Raw genomic sequence first — 16,423 nt, 5'->3', positions numbered from 1 at the left:
TCTTTCCTATTTTAGAACATACCATTTTTCATAAAAGGCTCATTACAATTAATTTTCACAATTCATGATTCTTGCCACTAAGATACTACCCCTAGGTACGTTGAACCTTTCGTAACTAGAGATAAATGTATGAGGCTCGATTTTGGTAATTATGAAATTCACTCACATAAATACCTTTTGTTTGGAAAAAATATCTATAGACTTTAAGTGAAAGGAGCTTTAAAAAATGCCTCATACGAAAGATAACGATAAAAAGAAACAGGACAATAATGCAAAACGCCATATAAAAAATGTTCAAAGAGGGAAGAACACTGAACGTGGCGAAAGACAATTCTCTAAAAAAACAGACCATTTATAAGAAAAGCGCAAGCGCCGCAGCTCTAGACGTAAAAAGATGGACTGAGTCGAGTGAGATATAGGAGAGTCGAAAGTCGTTAGACTTTCGTTCTCGACTTATCGTAGACGAGACGAAGGAAGCTTTCTAGTCGATAGGGCACCTGGAGCTAGACAGTTTCTAAGTTAGAAATTTTATACTTTACCTTATAAGAAAATCGAAAGCACCCTTGTTCATCCACATAATGCTGAACTTCAATCAGTGGGGGTTTTCTTTCATCCCCCACCTAAACTTTTCGATATTCTAAGTTTTGAGGTGGGTTGTCTGACTGTTTCTTAGTTGTAGGATAACTTTCTCCTTTTTTATTTCATATCTGGTTAACTCTATACTTTTTAGGTTACATAATATTACTAACTATAGAATAGTTATAAGTAACTTTAGTTGGAGGTATATGTTATTATTGTTATAGTGGTAGATATATAACTAATCTTATATTGCAAACCAAAGTCTGAATTTTCTTTTTAATCCTTGTACCAAACCAAAATGAGGTGACGATATGGCAATTATTGTGGTTTGTAAAAAATGTAAAGGTACTGGCAAAGTAGAGGAATCTCGCTTTATTCTTTTCAATGTTAAAGTAAAATGCCCCATTTGTTGCGGTAAACGAAAAGTCGATATATCTACATTAAATTCTACTCGTAACTTTTAATGATAATTAGGCCGAATTACAAAGATATACGATATAAGATAAACAATAAAAAAGTAAGCAGAAGGTTTTCCCTCCTACTTACTGATATAGCTTTGAAACATCAGTTACAACATTTTCTAAACCTGTCTTAACTTCATCATCCCATGTGAGCATTCCACCATAAAAATTATGCGCTTCTTTTATTCCATTTTCTATCAAAAATCGAGCTACATGGTGACTCCGACTTCCGCTACGGCAAACGAGAATATACTCTTTATCACTTTTTAAATCTTCTAAAATATTTGGTATGTTATGCATCGGTATTAATGGAATACCAGGAATGTGAAAAGCTTCATACTCTTCTCGCTCTCTCACATCTATAATTACTGTATTCTTTGGTTTATCTTTAAGAATTTGTTTTAGTTCATTTACATCAATTTGTTTAACACCTTCATTAATAAAAGCCATATTAAACCTCCACCTCCAACAATTAACACTATACACATACAGTTTACTTGACTATATATCTTTTTACAAGGAATGTGCTGCCATATTTTACGTTTCTATATCCCTACATAATAACTATCAATAATCATGCTCCTAAGCGTTGAATTTCAACCTTTCAAACGATTAAAGATAAGTAAACAACTCCAATAAACATCAAAAACAGAAGTACATATCATTGTACTTCTGTTTATATTTTGTTCCATTAATTTATTTTATCCAAGGAGGAAAAAATTTGACCAATGATCCTTATCACTCTATTCTATTTCTCAACTTCAGTAAGCGATATGTATGTGATACAACAACTTTACATACTGCATAAGTTGGCACCGCTAATAACATTCCAATAATTCCTGCAAACCTTCCAGCAACAATTAAAAGTAATATTATTGTTAACGGATGTACAGCCAGTTTTTTCCCCATAATTTGTGGTGAAATAAAATTACTTTCGAATTGCTGAACAACAACAATCACAATCAAGACTTTTAATACCATAAATGGTGAATGAATAATTGCTACAATAACAGCTGGCACAGTTCCAATCCATGGACCTACAAAAGGAATGACATTCGTAAACATAGCAACTAAAGCTAAAATTAATGAATACTCTATGTCTATAATTAAGAAACCTGCATACATCAAGATTCCAACACACATACTCACAAGTATTTGACCTTGAATATAAGAACTTAATTTTACATCCATTTCTCCTAATATTTTTTGTCCTTCGATTCTTTGTTTCTCAGGTAGTAGTTTTAACACTTGATTAGGAGCTTTTTCACCTTCTTTTAACATGTAAAAAAGAATGAATGGAATAATAATAAATACAACGACAACATTCGTAATAAAACTAAATAATCCAGCAATATTAGTGCTAATTATATTAAATGCTTGATTAACATAATGAGTCGTATTAGCTGAAAGCGTATCGAAAGACAATGTTTCTGACCATTCAAAACGATTAATCCAGTCATTTTCTTGAAGTTGAATAATTAATGCACGTATCTCATTAATTAAATATGGAAGGTTATTGACTAGACTGTTCACCTGTTTTTGTAAAATTGGACCAATTAATAATACTAATAATGTTATTAATCCAACAACAGCTAAGTAGATGATTATGATAGCTAATGTTTTCGGAAGCTTTTGTTTATGTAGCAAATTTACGATTGGTCGAAATAAATAATACAAAACTCCGGCAAGGAGAAACGGAACAAATAGCGCTTCTACAAAAACAACAATTGGCCGAAATATAAATTGTACAAGTGTTCCTAAGTATATAATTAAAAACAACATAATAATTCCTAAAAATACACGAAACCATTTATATTGTGACAACAAGTACTCACCACTCTTTTTCACTTTCTTATGAAATAAAATAAGCTTGTTTAATTATAGCACAATTCATTTAATTTTTTCTATTTATTACCACTCAAAAAAGATGAAGACTAAAGTGCTCATTCATCCTTTTTTTCAGATCTATTTAACGCTTTACATGTTTGACGCTTTACTAATTTGTGAGGGATTATCACACTTTTAACTTCTTTTGTAGGTTCTTTAATTTTTTCAACTAAAAGCTTCATCGCTTCAAAGCCTAGTCCGAAAATATTAATGTCGACAGTGGTCATAGGTGGAGAAGAAAGCTCTGAAATCAAAACATTATTAAAACTAACAATTGATATATCATCAGGAACACGTATTCCCATTTCACTAAACATCTTTAACAATCCGAAAGTCATAATATCATCTAAACCGATAAGTGCGGTTGGTGGTACTGATGAACTCATTAACTGAATGATCGCATCCTCTCCTCCTTGCTCTAATTCATGATGCGAAATAATATATTCTTCCCTAATAGGAATTTTTGCATTTTTTAGTGCCTGTTCATAGCCTTTCTTATGGTCGACTGCTACAACAAAGTCTAACTCTCCACCAATAAAAGCAATATTCCGATGCCCCAACAACAACAAATACTCCGTAACCGTTTTCGCAGCTTTGTAATTGTCGTTATTCACATAAGTAATGCTATGAATTTCTTCATTGTATGGACGCCCTATTAAAACAAAAGGAAATTTTTGTTGTTGTAAATAAGGCATAATTTTATCATTTACTCTTGAATACAGAAGAATAATCCCATCTACTCTTCCTCCTTGCACCATATGTACGACTTCTTGAAAGATTTCTTCTTCTGTTTGTCCTGTTGATAAATACAAGCCGTAATTTTCTTGATAAGCTTTGGAACTTATTCCCCGAATAACTTCAGGGAAGAAGGGGTTTTGGAACGATTTATTTGCTGAGCTAGGCATGACAATACCTATTGTATTTGTACTCTTATTTGCTAAACTTCTAGCATGAAAGTTTGGATGATAACCTAGTTTCTCCATCGCTTCTCGAACTTTTACTTTTGTCTTTTCACTAATTCTAGGACTATTAGCTATAACACGAGATACTGTGGAAGGAGCGACATTTGCTAGTTTTGCAACGTCTTTAATTGTTACTGCCATAGTTCTCCTCTTTTCCCTCTTTATTTATTAACTATCTTTATATATTTTAGCTATTTTTATATCCTTTAACAATGAAATTTTTCTATTTCAAAATACTCGAAGAAAAAGATATGGAAAGATATAATAATTTACCCCTCCCATATCTTTAGTGTTATCTTGTTGAAGCTAGTTCACTTGTGTTTTTCATGCTAATACTATTCTTGTTTGTTTTTAATAAATAAACTCTTGCCTCGTAAGGTTTTAAAACTACTTTTTTTATATCTTCTATAGGGTCAACATCATAGTTACCAATACAGAATTTTCTTGGTTTATCAATAAGTGTTTCAGGTAAAGTAAACTCTGCTTCCTCTTCAAAAAGGTTAGTCAGAATTAATACTATTTCATCCGCTAAGGTCCTAGTATATGCGTAAATATATTCATGTTCTTCTAAAACTAACTCATAACTTCCATATACTAAAGCCGGTATTTCATTACGTAATTGGATTAACTTCTTATAGTAATTGTAAATAGAGTTCGGATCTTCGATTGATTGTTGAACATTAATTTGTTTATAATTTGGATTCACCTTTAACCATGGTTGCCCTGTAGTAAATCCTGCATTCTCTTCATCATTCCATTGCATAGGAGTACGAGAATTATCACGTCCATTTTTCCAAATAATATCCATAATTTCCTCATGAGTTTTTCCATTTTCAATTTCACTTTTATATAAGTTTTTAATTGCAACATCATTATAATCTTCAATGGAATTAAACTTTACATTGGTCATACCAATTTCCTGGCCTTGGTAAATGAAAGGGGTTCCTTGCATTAAAAAATATAATGTAGCTAAAGCTTTAGCAGACTCTACTCGGAATTTATCACTGTTTCCCCACGTAGATACAGAACGTGGTTGATCATGGTTTTCTAGAAAAAGTGCATTCCAACCTTTCCCGTCTAGTTCTTTTTGCCATTTAGTAAATGTTTCTTTGAGTGCAGCGAGATCTATCCCTTTTTCTGTATTTTTACCCCAAAGATCTAAATGTTCAAATTGAAATATCATATTAAAATAACCACTTTTTTCACTCACCCATTCCTCTGCATGTTCAGCTTTCACACCATTTGCTTCACCAACTGTCATAATATCGTATTTGTCGAAAGTTTCACGTTTTAATTCTTTTAGAAAAACATCTATTCCTTTTTGGTTCATATGGCCATCAAGTGAAGGGACGTATTTTAACTTCTTTGGATTCGGCATATCTGGGAAACCCTTTAACTTTTTAATATGAGAAATAGCATCTACACGGAAGCCATCTATTCCTTTATCTAACCACCAATTTATCATCTCGTACAGCTCTTTTCGGACAACATTATTTTCCCAGTTCAAATCAGGCTGTTTACGTGAAAAAACATGTAAATAATACTCATTTGTTTTCTCATCAAATTCCCAAGCAGAACCGCTAAAAATAGATTCCCAATTATTCGGCTCCTTTCCTTTTTTCCCTGGATGCCAAATATAATAATCTCTATATGGATTTTCCTTTGAAGATCGCGCTTCAATAAACCAAGGATGCTCGTCAGATGTATGATTGATGACTAAATCCATGATTAATTTCATGCCTCTGGAATGAACTTCATTTAGTAGCGTATCAAAATCAGCCATCGTTCCAAAATCCTCCATAATCCCTTTATAATCACTTATATCATAACCGTTATCATCATTTGGAGAACTATATATCGGGCCTATCCAAATAACATCTATTCCTAAACCCTTTAGATAATCTAGTTTAGATATAACTCCTTGAATATCACCAATTCCATCTCCATTTGAATCCATGAAACTTCGTGGATAAATTTGATAAGCTACTGCTTCTTTCCACCATGTTTTAACCATATTCTCCACCCTTCTCATATCTCACTCACTATTAATAATCCCTTTACCCCTATACGATCTACTCTTTTATTTAAGAATTCGTTACGATCCAAAGGAGCAATGTTGAATATATAATCATACCAGCTGCTAAAACTAACAATATAATTGATAACACTTTGAACCTTTTAAGCATGAAAAGCACCTACTTTATTAATTATCCTTTTTCAGCACCAGCTGTTAATCCTTCTACTATATATTTTTGGAATATGAAAAATCCTAACATAAGTGGGATTGAAATTAATACTGCTCCAGCTGCAAACACCGTAAAATTGTTATTCGCCTGACCAGAAATTAATGTAAACAATCCTTGAGCTAATGTCCATTGATTACTTGAACGAAGAATAACTTCCGCCATAATAAAGTCCATACTTGCAGCAATAAAACTATTAAAGGCAACAAAAGCAACTATTGGCGTTGCAAGTGGAAGCATAACTTGAACAAAAATTTGTAAATTAGAAGCTCCATCAATCCTTGCTGCCTCCTCTAAACTTCTTGGAATACCATCAAAAAAACCTTTAACAATCCAAGTATTAAACGCAACACTCCCAGCAGCTAAAACTAAAATATAACCGAGATGAGTATCTAATAACCCAAAAGAACCTAACAAAGTGTAGATCGCGATCATCCCCATAATTGTCGGGAACATTTGCAAAATGATAATGGCCATCAAACCTTGTCTTTTGCCTTTAAAATTAAATCTTGAAAAAGCATATCCTGATAAAACTCCAAAGAATGTAGCAATAAGCATGTTTGACACAGCAATTTTCATTGTATTTTTGTACCAAGTGACATAATTATAATCATCAAACAACGCACGGTAATGACCCCAGTTCAAGTCAGAAAAACTTGGAAAAATTTGAGCTGCGCGTAGTGAACTACCAGGATTAACCGATCCTATAAATACAAAGTAAACTGGAAACAGACAAATAAGCGCTAAAATGATTAAAATGCTATAGACAATAAAATAATTAGTGAATTTCATAAACTTTTGTTTTGTAATCATGATTAAAAATCCCCTTTCATTGATTTCGTATTTTTCAAATTAAAATACGCAAAACATGCAATGATAAGGAAAACCAATAATGCAACAGCAGATGCAATCGCATATTGACCGTTATCTAGTGTCATTTTAAAGATCCATGATAGTAGAATATCAGTGTGACCTGCAAAGTTGTAATTAGAATTCGTCGGTCCACCTTCAGTCATTAAATAAATGAATGTTAATTGGTTAAAATTAAATGCAAATGTAAAGACCATTAATGGAACTGCGGCTACCATTACAATTGGAAAAGTTATTTTTCTGAACTGCTGAACAATTGTTGCACCATCGACTTGGGCTGCTTCATAAAGCTCTTTACTAATTGTTGTTAATATTGCAGTAAACAATGCCATCCAAAATGGAAAACCTAACCAAAGATTGGTTAATAAAACTGCTACTTTTGCCCACAGCGGATCCGATAACCATGGAATTCCATTTAAGCCGACTGCTCTTAACATATCATTAATAATTCCATACTGACCGTTGTACATACTTCTAAAAATTAAGATTGTCACAAAACCTGGTACTGCCCACGGTAGGATAAATAAATTCCTCCAAAACTTCGTAAACTTTACTACTTTTTGCGACAATACAACTGCTACAAAAAGACCAAAAAATACGACCATCACAGTTGATAACGTTGCCCAAATGATTGTCCAAGAGAAAACCCCAATAAACGTTCCTCTCCACGATTCCATTGTAAATAATCGAACAAACTGTTGAAGTCCAACCCAATCTACTAAATTAGCTGGCGGTAAGTAGTTAGGGGAGGAATAATTGGTAAATGCTATTAAAGCAGTAAATATTAACGGAAAAACTGTTAATAGAACCATGAACAAAGCTGTAGGAGTGATTAGTATATATGCGAAACCGTTTTCCCAAACATTTTTCATCGTAGCTTTAAACGGTTGAATAGCTTTTCCCTGTTCGCGTAATTTACCGATTTGATAGGCGTCACGAATATTAAAATAATAAACAAATAATATAGCAATAAGTAAAAACAATAAGAGAAGTCCTTCTGCCATCAATAAAATTGAATGATCTCCTTGCTCAATGATACGTCCTCGTTGTCTTACTTGGGGTGTTTCACCTAAGGTAATTAACCCATACAATCCATCAATAATCGGTCTTGAAAAAAAGACTAATACTAAAACCTTGCTCAAAGATAATAGTATACCCTTGATATACTGTTTATTATAAATTTGCCCTAACCCCATAAAAAGTGCTGATAACACAGCAGCGATCTTGCTATGGCTATTATGAGTGCTTGATATTTGAAGCTTATTCTCCATAGTATTCATACTCCTTTACTTTAGAGTGACATTCTTTTTTATTACACCTTCGATTCCTACTGTTATTAGATTTAAATTCAGTCGGTAAAAAGGCTTACTTTTATTGACCATCAATTGAAAAGTACGCTATATCAGATCTTTAGGAGCAGATTACCTCCACCTAGGTTTTCTGATTTTCATTCGTTTTGAGATGGGGGTATTACTGCCCCTTAAGTACGGGATAAATGCTGATCATTGAGAAGGTAAGAAATTCTTAACCTTTCTCAATGATCAAATCATTTACTATTTTCATATTCTAAGGACTGACGTTACTGCTGCTGTTCTCTAATTGCGTTTTCAATCGTATTAACTGCACGATCTAAAGCTTCTTGGATATCAACATCATTATTCCAAACCTCGTTTACCGCTGCTTCCATCGGTCCCCAAACTAAAGGCATTTCAGGAACATTTGGCATTGGAACAGCATGCTCCGCTTGCTCAAGGAATGCTACTGCAAATGGATTGCTTTGAATAACTTCGTTATCAAGAAGTGCTAAACGTGGTGGTAGGTGACCAACTGTTTCATATAATTTCAATAAATTTTCCTCACTAGTAATAAATTTTGCAAATAACGCACTAGCATCAGGGTATGGAGTATATGCATTTACATAAAAGGCACCTGCACCAGAGAAGCTTGTAGGATTTTGTCCATTATCTAGAACAGGTAGTGGCGTAATACCAAAGTCGATTCCAGCACTTCTATATCCTTGAATTGCCCATGGTCCATTAATATCGAATGCCATATCTCCTGTTTCAAAAAGTGATGTTCTTACATCATAAGTGATGTCTTCAGCCGCTACACCAGGAGCAATTTCATCACGAAGCTCCTTAATTAATTCAACTGCCTTCACAGAACCTTCATTATTTAGCCCAATCTCACTTACATCTGTGTTATTATCACCAAATACATAACCACCATAGCCACCGAAAAATCCATATGTGAAATAGAAATTTCCAGGCTCCATCATAAAGCCACGATCAATCTCATCATTAAGCTCTTTTGCAACTGCAATAAATTCATCCATAGTTGCAGGAGGTGTATCTACTAAATCTTTATTATAATAAAGTGCATATGTTTCAATTCGGGCCGGGTAACCATAAAGAACATCATCAAATGAAGTTGCTTGTATCGCTGCATCCATAAATTCAGCTTCATATTCCTCTGGCCAGAAATTTTCTAATACTAATCCCGCAGATATTGCTCGTCCAATTCGATCATGAGTTGAAGCAAATACATCACCAGCAAGTCCAGATGGCCCGTCTGTAGCTAAACGTTCTGGAGCATCTTCTTGGTTAACTTCTTCTACCTGTACAGGAACTCCATACTCAGCTTCAAATGCTTCTGCCATTTCCCTTGCCCAATCTAAGTTTTCATCTCCTTCACTCCAAAATAAAAGTTCCGCTCCTTCTTCTGGTACAATTTCAAAATCAAAATCACTTTCTTCATTTACTCCATTATCTACAGCTCCATCCGTGTCTTCTTTAGCAGCATCATCATTCCCACCACAAGCAACTAAAGTCAGCATCATTATCATCAATAATGAAAGTAATAAAAATTTCGTATTCTTTACCATTTTCTTTCCCCCTTATATTTTCAATAGAGTTTTCAGTAGAATGAGATGAACCGCTTACAAGTAATGCCATCAAACACGAAAGCAAGAAATTTCTTACTAAGTATGAATATAAATTTAAATAACTATGCAAAAAATTCTTACTTTAATATTTTTGACTATCACAAATTCCAAAGCATCCAACCTCACTCAAGACAAACGTTTGCGCACTGTTTTAAAAAAATAAACATTACGTACCTATCAAGGAAAACGCTTGCACTGTTTGTCTTTAAAGCTATTATACTATGACTCGTAAAAAAAACAAGAGTTTTTTAGGAATATCTTTAATTAATGTTATAGGAAAAATATAGGGGAAAGCCTTTGCAGAGATGTTATAATGACCACACCCCTGAACACAACGCACTCGTTTGCACTACTCTCCTTTATATCTTTGATTATATAAATAGTGAAAAATGCCTGAAATATTTCTTCAGTATGGTGTTAATATCTACTTTTATTTACTTCCCTTCCCGTCTGGCTAATCTACGAAAATCGCTTGGTGTTATTCCTTCATTTTTTTTAAACACTCTTGTAAAGTATGCACTATCCTGAATTCCTATTTGTCTTGAAATTGAATCTAGCTTCTCATTTGTATTTGATAAGAAATTTTTTGCTTTGGTCAATCGATAGGAAGTTAGATAATGCATTGGTGTTACCCCTAACGTTTTTTGCATACATCGTGTTATATAGTCAGGATGAAGAAGTAACTCTTTGGAAAGATTGTCCATTTTTATCGTTTCCTTATAATAATTCGCTTGAATAAATGCTATTGCATGTTTTGTAACTTGTTCAGCACTTGTCGGTATTCGAATAGCATCCGATTGCAACTGTAATAATATTTCTTGAAAAATAATTTGTTCTTTTAATCGTTTTTCAGGCTTATTGGAACTATCTAAAGAAAATAAACGCGTTATTTCAGAATCTATAAATTTTTCGTTAATAAGAGTGCCGTATCTCGGGATATGCAATACATGTTTTGCAGCTTCAATTCCTGTTTTTTCTTGCTTGATAATCATACCCCAATTAATATCAGCAACTTCTTTTAGTTCATAATGTACATCTATATCAAAATGCAACCAATAGTAATGTGTATCTGTATCGCAAGGCTTATAACTAAAGTGTTCAAGACCAGGTGCCAAAATGATATATTGCCCTTCTTTCACATCATAATTCACACCATTTTCGCACATATAAATGACTCCACTTTTTACAACTAATAGATCAAAAACAGTAAAAACTCTTTTAATATGCTTCTTACCTTTTTTAAAGCAGTGTGCTCTACCATTAATATATGTCGGGTAAGGTGGAGCTAAGAAACACAAAGTATTCAAAATAAAGCCACTCCTTCAAGGTCGGAAAAATCCAATTATTATCGTTATTATGTCTTTTTATCATATAGAAAAACGTTTACACTAATGATACTGAAAAATTCGTATATGTCCAATAATAACGCATCAAGCCATAGAAAATCGGAGGAAAAACTAGATGAATAAGTTAAAATCTAATAAAACAGAAAGGCTAACTTTATTTGCTATAACTTGGCCTATCTTCATTGAAATCTTATTACACATGTTAATGGGTAGTGCTGATACGTTAATGCTAAGTCAATATGATGATAACGCTGTTGCATCAGTAGGTGTTGCTAACCAAGTACTTAATCTAATTATTGTCATGTTTGGCTTTATTGCAGCAGGTACTAGTATTCTAATTGCTCAATATGTAGGTGCAAAAAAAGAAGAAGAAGCAAACAAAATCGGCGTTGTTTCTATCGCTGCAAATCTAATTTTCGGAATTTTGTTAAGCATTATTATATTCATACTTGCACCTACTATATTAAAGGCAATGAATATCCCTTCAGAGCTAACGGACTCGTCTTTAATCTATTTACAAATTGTCGGTGGATTGTCATTTATTCAAGCATTAATATTAACCATTGCTGCCATCATAAGAAGTCACGGCTTTACAAAAGATGCAATGTATGTAACCTTTGGAATGAATTTAATCAATGTCATAGGAAACTACTTTTTTATTTTTGGTCCATTTGGTTTCCCGGTATTAGGTGTTACTGGGGTAGCTATCTCCACTACACTTAGTCGAACAATTGGTCTTACTGCGATGATCATTATTCTTTATTACCGGACAAAAGGAAATATCCCAATTGCATTTCTTTTTAAAAAGTTCCCTAAGGAGGAACTAAAAAAACTTTTAAAAATCGGCATACCATCAGCTGGTGAACATATCGCATATAATACATCTCAAATAGCAATCACTTATTTCATAGCTTCTATGGGAACAATAGCCTTAACCTCTAAAGTTTATACACAAAACATCATGATGTTTATTTTACTTTTCTCTATTGCCATTGGCCAAGGTACACAAATTTTAATCGGTCAATACGTCGGTGCAGAGAAATTTGTAGCTGCCTACAAACGGTGTATAAAAAGTCTAAAAATTGCCATATTCGTCTCTACTGTAATGGCTATTATTTTCACCTTGTTTAGTAAGCCTTTGTTTAGTATTTTCACAAATAATCCAGAAATTATTACCATTGGTAGTACACTTCTATTTTTAACCATAATTTTAGAGCCTGGAAGAGCTTTTAACCTTGTAGTAATCAGTTCATTACGAGCTGCGGGAGATGTGAAGTTCCCAGTTTATATAGGAATTATTTCAATGTGGGGAGTTGCTGTTGTCCTTTCATACCTTTTAGGAATTCACTTTGGCCTAGGACTAATTGGTGTCTGGATTGCCTTCAGTGCCGACGAATGGCTACGGGGTTTACTAATGTTAAAACGTTGGAGGTCAAAAAAATGGAAGCAAATGTCCTTTGTAGACAAAGAAACTGTAAGGCCATTGTCCATCCAAGAAAAAAAACGTGTCCCTTCAACGTTTCATTAATCAATTCCTTTCTCCTTTTGTAATCGGTCAACTATGTAACTTAATAATTTGTAATATTACTTCCCACACTTTTTGTTATCAATAACTTGTTTAGCAAATTTATTTAACATAAAATAACAGTAACATGAGTTTGGAAAACCTTTTAATCATTTTTAAACTCATACTCCCCTTGCTTAAAGGCTGTTTTACTGAGTACTCGATATAACAGCCTTTTTTTTAATTTTTTCATTATGTATAGTTTAAAAGATCACCATTCAAAAAAGTTTCTACTAAATCTTTTTTGACAAAAAAATATTTCTCTGTGTAAAATAATATATAGATACCTAGCATACATAATTTATGTTAGTAGAAATTATTAATAAAATAAAAATAGGGGGAATTAATTTGAAAAAGAAAATGTTGGTTCTTTTCAGTTTGCTACTGAGCATTTCTCTACTTCTAGTTGCTTGTGGTGACACTGAAACACAATTGCAACTTGGAACTGGAAGTCCAGGCGGTACATATTACCCACTCGGGACAGAAATTGCTAACGTTGTTAGCGCTGAAATCGATGGTCTTTCAGTAAGTGCAGTTTCATCAGGTGCATCTGTTGAAAATCTTTCTATGATTGGCCAAGGAGAAATGGACCTAGGAATGACTGTTCACATTCCTGCTCAGGAAGCAGTTAATGGAGAAGGTGCCTTTGATGCACCTGTAGAAAATTTCGGTTTTATCGGCCACATTTATCCTGAAGTTATGCAAGTTGTCACAACAAAGAATTCAGGTATTACTTCAATTGCTGATTTAGCAGGAAAACGAGTAGCAATTGGTCCAGCCGGTAGTGGTACTCAAGCTGCGGCTAAATTAATTCTTGAAGCACATGGCATTGAGGATGGTGACTATACTGAATTTGCTGAAGGATTCGGTAATGCTGCTGGTCAATTACAAGATGGAAACATCGACGCTCTATTTGGTTTACTAGGATTACCTGCTTCAGCTGTAACAGAATTAGCACTAAACCGCGATATTGTTATTCTTGATATCGAAGGCGAAGCCTTAGATTACATCCTAGCTAATAGCGAGTACGGTCACTTAGAAATCCCTGCGGATGCATATGAATTCTTAGATGCACCTGTAAGTACAGTTACTGCATATGCAGTTTTAGTAGGATCTTTAGATACAATTGATGAAGATTTAGGCTATAACATCACAAAAGCTATGTTTGAAAATGCTACTAAGGTTACACATGATCAAGCACAACATTTAACAATCGAAAATGCTCTTAATGGGTCAGAAGGTTTACCTTTCCATCCAGGAGCAGAAAAGTACTTCAAAGAAATTGGTCTTAAATAATTTAGAAAAATAGACCGGACTTTACGTTCGGTCTATTTTATACGTATCAAACGAGTATCTTTTCCATATTACTTATATTGTATTTTCATCAAAAACTTCCGTTTGAAACGGATATCGATGAAAAAGCAGGAAATATTGAGCCTCCTACTTTTTCATCGATTTTAATTTATTATTCAGGTGGTGAATTCATGGTTAATAAAAATGATCTAAACGAACAAGAACTCTTAGCCAAATATGATCGAGAAGCGGCATATAGAACCAACCTTAAGAAGTGGGCTTGGGTTATTACGATTATTGCTATTTCTTTAACTTTTTTTCAACTTTACACTGCACTTAAAGGGTCTTATGTATCTATGATTCAAGGAGCCATTCATCTTGGTGCAGGATTATCGCTTATTTTTCTTTTATACCCTGTTAAGCGATCACTTATTAAGAATCCAGGAATTGCATGGTATGACGTACTTTTCGCTTTCTTATCGTTAGGTTGTAATTTTTATATTATTTATAATTATGAATGGTTAACGACACGAGCTTTAACAACTGGATTTTCTACTTTAGATGTTATTGTTGCTTCCTTAACAATCGCTTTACTACTAGAAGCAACACGCCGTGCTGTAGGTTTACCCATCGTTATTATTGCTTTACTCGCAATAGCATATGGTTTATGGGGAAAATACATTCCAGTTTTTGGCCATCGTGGTTTTTCATGGGAAGGTTTAGTAAGAAGACTTGTATATAGTGACAATGCAATTTTCGGGATCCCTATTCAAATTTCTTCAACATTTATTTATTTGTTTTTATTTTTTGGTGTTATGCTTACGAAAACTGGTATCGGCCAATTTTTTAATGATTTAGCCTTTGGAGCAACAGGGCGTTTTACCGGTGGAACAGCAAAAGCTGCGGTTTCTGCTAGTGCACTTCAAGGTATGGTGACCGGTAGTTCGGTCGCTAATACTGTTGGATCGGGCTCATTTACTATACCTATGATGAAACGAGCTGGTTTTAAACCTGAATTTGCAGCAGCTTCTGAGGCTTCTGCTTCGACTGGTGGACAAATCATGCCACCAATTATGGGAGCTGCAGCATTCATTATGGCTGAATATACTGGTATCCCATATAGTCAAATTATTATAATAGCAATCGTACCTGCTATCTTATACTTTTCAGGAGTGTTTATGGGAGTACATTTTGAAGCAAAGAAAAGTGGAATTTTAGGCTTACCTAAAAGTGAATTACCGTCTTTCAAAAGTTTAGCTAAACGCGCAGACCTACTCCTCCCTCTATTTACAATCGTCGGTATGCTATTTTACGGATACACGCCTACTTATGCGGCTTTATGGGGTATTTTAGTTTCTTTTTTAGTAAGTTTAACTAGAAAAGATACACGCATGTCGATACGTGATGTATTCCAAGCTTTAGAACAAGGTGCAAGAGTAGCACTGCCTGTTATTGCTGCTTGTGCAAGTGCAGGAATAATTGTTGGAATTGTAGTATTTACTGGTTTAGGTGGAAAAATTGCTGGTGGAATATTAGATTTAGCTGGTGGAAGTTTCTTTTTACTTTTATTCTTTACAATGTTTGCTTGTATTTTATTAGGTATGGGACTACCAACGACTGCAAATTATGTAGTCACTGCTTCAATGGCTGCACCTGCATTACTTGAATTTGGGGTGCCTGTTATTGCTGCCCATATGTTTGTTTTTTACTTTGGAATTGTTGCAGATATTACACCACCTGTTTGTCTCGCAGCCTACGCTGGAGCGGGGATAGCAAGGGCAAATCCTATGAAATCTGGAATTAATGCACTGAAATTAGCTATTGCAGCATTTATCATTCCTTATGTTTTCGTTTATAATCCAGTTTTAGTATTAGAAGATGCAACATTTTCAACCTTTACTCCCGTATTATTAACGGCACTTATTGGAATGACAGCCATTAGTGCAGCGATGATGAATTATTTTGTCTATAAACCATTATTCGTTGAAAGAATTATGTTACTCGTTTCTGGTGTTTTATTGATTTATCCTAATAACTTGGTGTTTTCTTTTATAGGTTTAGTTTTACTTGTTTCAATCGGGACCATTCAACATTTCCGTAAAAAGAGCCATCTTAATCAAAAGGCTAATGCTTAATAAGCATGAAATTTTTGAGCTTTTTAGAGAAATTCACAAATATTGTGGGTTTCTCTTTTTTATATGTTTTAACGCAAAAGCATTTTCTTGTAATCATCTAATAAAAACTAGTAATTTTTTGACCGAATTTGTCTTTATT

At 33.8% G+C, this 16,423-nt stretch carries 12 protein-coding genes; 4 read left to right on the top strand and 8 right to left on the bottom strand.

Annotated features, from left to right (window positions below):
- The first annotated feature begins 226 nt into the window (after positions 1 to 226).
- Positions 227 to 358: a DUF3941 domain-containing protein gene (locus BKP45_RS22250; RefSeq protein ID WP_139193821.1), complete on the top strand. Its 132-nt coding sequence runs from the start codon at positions 227 to 229 to the stop codon at positions 356 to 358.
- 763 nt (positions 359 to 1,121) lie between these two features.
- Here BKP45_RS22250 and BKP45_RS18495 read toward each other — a convergent pair.
- The 8 genes from BKP45_RS18495 to BKP45_RS18460 form a co-directional block, all read right to left on the bottom strand.
- Positions 1,122 to 1,490, bottom strand: a complete 369-nt coding sequence (locus BKP45_RS18495) for a rhodanese-like domain-containing protein (protein ID WP_071390046.1) — start codon at positions 1,488 to 1,490, stop codon at positions 1,122 to 1,124.
- Positions 1,491 to 1,778: 288 nt separating this feature from the next.
- Entirely contained in the window at positions 1,779 to 2,864 is a 1,086-nt protein-coding gene (locus BKP45_RS18490) for an AI-2E family transporter (protein WP_071390045.1), read from the bottom strand.
- A 119-nt stretch (positions 2,865 to 2,983) separates the two neighbouring features.
- Complete coding sequence (locus BKP45_RS18485) at positions 2,984 to 4,030, bottom strand: LacI family DNA-binding transcriptional regulator (RefSeq protein ID WP_071390044.1); 1,047 nt, start codon at positions 4,028 to 4,030, stop codon at positions 2,984 to 2,986.
- 151 nt (positions 4,031 to 4,181) lie between these two features.
- A complete protein-coding gene (locus tag BKP45_RS18480; RefSeq protein ID WP_071390043.1) occupies positions 4,182 to 5,903 on the bottom strand; it encodes a glycoside hydrolase family 13 protein in 1,722 nt (573 codons plus the stop codon).
- Between the two features lie 193 nt (positions 5,904 to 6,096).
- Positions 6,097 to 6,945: a sugar ABC transporter permease gene (locus BKP45_RS18475; RefSeq protein WP_084787894.1), complete on the bottom strand. Its 849-nt coding sequence runs from the start codon at positions 6,943 to 6,945 to the stop codon at positions 6,097 to 6,099.
- 2 nt (positions 6,946 to 6,947) lie between these two features.
- Positions 6,948 to 8,273: a carbohydrate ABC transporter permease gene (locus BKP45_RS18470; protein WP_071390042.1), complete on the bottom strand. Its 1,326-nt coding sequence runs from the start codon at positions 8,271 to 8,273 to the stop codon at positions 6,948 to 6,950.
- A 308-nt stretch (positions 8,274 to 8,581) separates the two neighbouring features.
- A complete protein-coding gene (locus BKP45_RS18465) occupies positions 8,582 to 9,886 on the bottom strand; it encodes a sugar ABC transporter substrate-binding protein (RefSeq protein ID WP_071390041.1) in 1,305 nt (434 codons plus the stop codon).
- 494 nt (positions 9,887 to 10,380) lie between these two features.
- Positions 10,381 to 11,253, bottom strand: coding sequence for an AraC family transcriptional regulator (locus BKP45_RS18460; protein WP_071390040.1), 873 nt, complete (start codon positions 11,251 to 11,253; stop codon positions 10,381 to 10,383).
- Between the two features lie 154 nt (positions 11,254 to 11,407).
- On the opposite strand from BKP45_RS18460, the gene BKP45_RS18455 reads away from it, so the two are divergent.
- The 3 genes from BKP45_RS18455 (at position 11,408) to BKP45_RS18445 (ending at position 16,284) form a co-directional block, all read left to right on the top strand.
- A complete protein-coding gene (locus BKP45_RS18455; RefSeq protein ID WP_071390039.1) occupies positions 11,408 to 12,820 on the top strand; it encodes an MATE family efflux transporter in 1,413 nt (470 codons plus the stop codon).
- A gap of 384 nt (positions 12,821 to 13,204) precedes the next feature.
- Positions 13,205 to 14,152, top strand: a complete 948-nt coding sequence (locus BKP45_RS18450; protein ID WP_071390038.1) for a TAXI family TRAP transporter solute-binding subunit — start codon at positions 13,205 to 13,207, stop codon at positions 14,150 to 14,152.
- A gap of 188 nt (positions 14,153 to 14,340) precedes the next feature.
- Complete coding sequence (locus tag BKP45_RS18445) at positions 14,341 to 16,284, top strand: TRAP transporter permease (RefSeq protein ID WP_071390165.1); 1,944 nt, start codon at positions 14,341 to 14,343, stop codon at positions 16,282 to 16,284.
- Positions 16,285 to 16,423: the final 139 nt, after the last annotated feature.

This window comes from Anaerobacillus alkalidiazotrophicus (genome assembly GCF_001866055.1).
The sequence above is the reverse complement of the archived record's forward strand: the minus strand, read 5'-3'. Positions and strand labels throughout refer to the sequence as shown.

Excerpts from the sequence above, each read along its gene's own strand:
- BKP45_RS22250 (WP_139193821.1), top strand. The coding sequence starts at position 227 with ATGCCTCATACGAAAGATAACGATAAAAAGAAACAGGACAATAATGCA.
- BKP45_RS18495 (WP_071390046.1), bottom strand. The coding sequence starts at position 1,490 with ATGGCTTTTATTAATGAAGGTGTTAAACAAATTGATGTAAATGAACTA.
- BKP45_RS18485 (WP_071390044.1), bottom strand. The coding sequence starts at position 4,030 with ATGGCAGTAACAATTAAAGACGTTGCAAAACTAGCAAATGTCGCTCCT.
- BKP45_RS18480 (WP_071390043.1), bottom strand. The coding sequence starts at position 5,903 with ATGGTTAAAACATGGTGGAAAGAAGCAGTAGCTTATCAAATTTATCCA.
- BKP45_RS18475 (WP_084787894.1), bottom strand. The coding sequence starts at position 6,945 with ATGATTACAAAACAAAAGTTTATGAAATTCACTAATTATTTTATTGTC.
- BKP45_RS18470 (WP_071390042.1), bottom strand. The coding sequence starts at position 8,273 with ATGGAGAATAAGCTTCAAATATCAAGCACTCATAATAGCCATAGCAAG.
- BKP45_RS18465 (WP_071390041.1), bottom strand. The coding sequence starts at position 9,886 with ATGGTAAAGAATACGAAATTTTTATTACTTTCATTATTGATGATAATG.
- BKP45_RS18455 (WP_071390039.1), top strand. The coding sequence starts at position 11,408 with ATGAATAAGTTAAAATCTAATAAAACAGAAAGGCTAACTTTATTTGCT.
- BKP45_RS18445 (WP_071390165.1), top strand. The coding sequence starts at position 14,341 with ATGGTTAATAAAAATGATCTAAACGAACAAGAACTCTTAGCCAAATAT.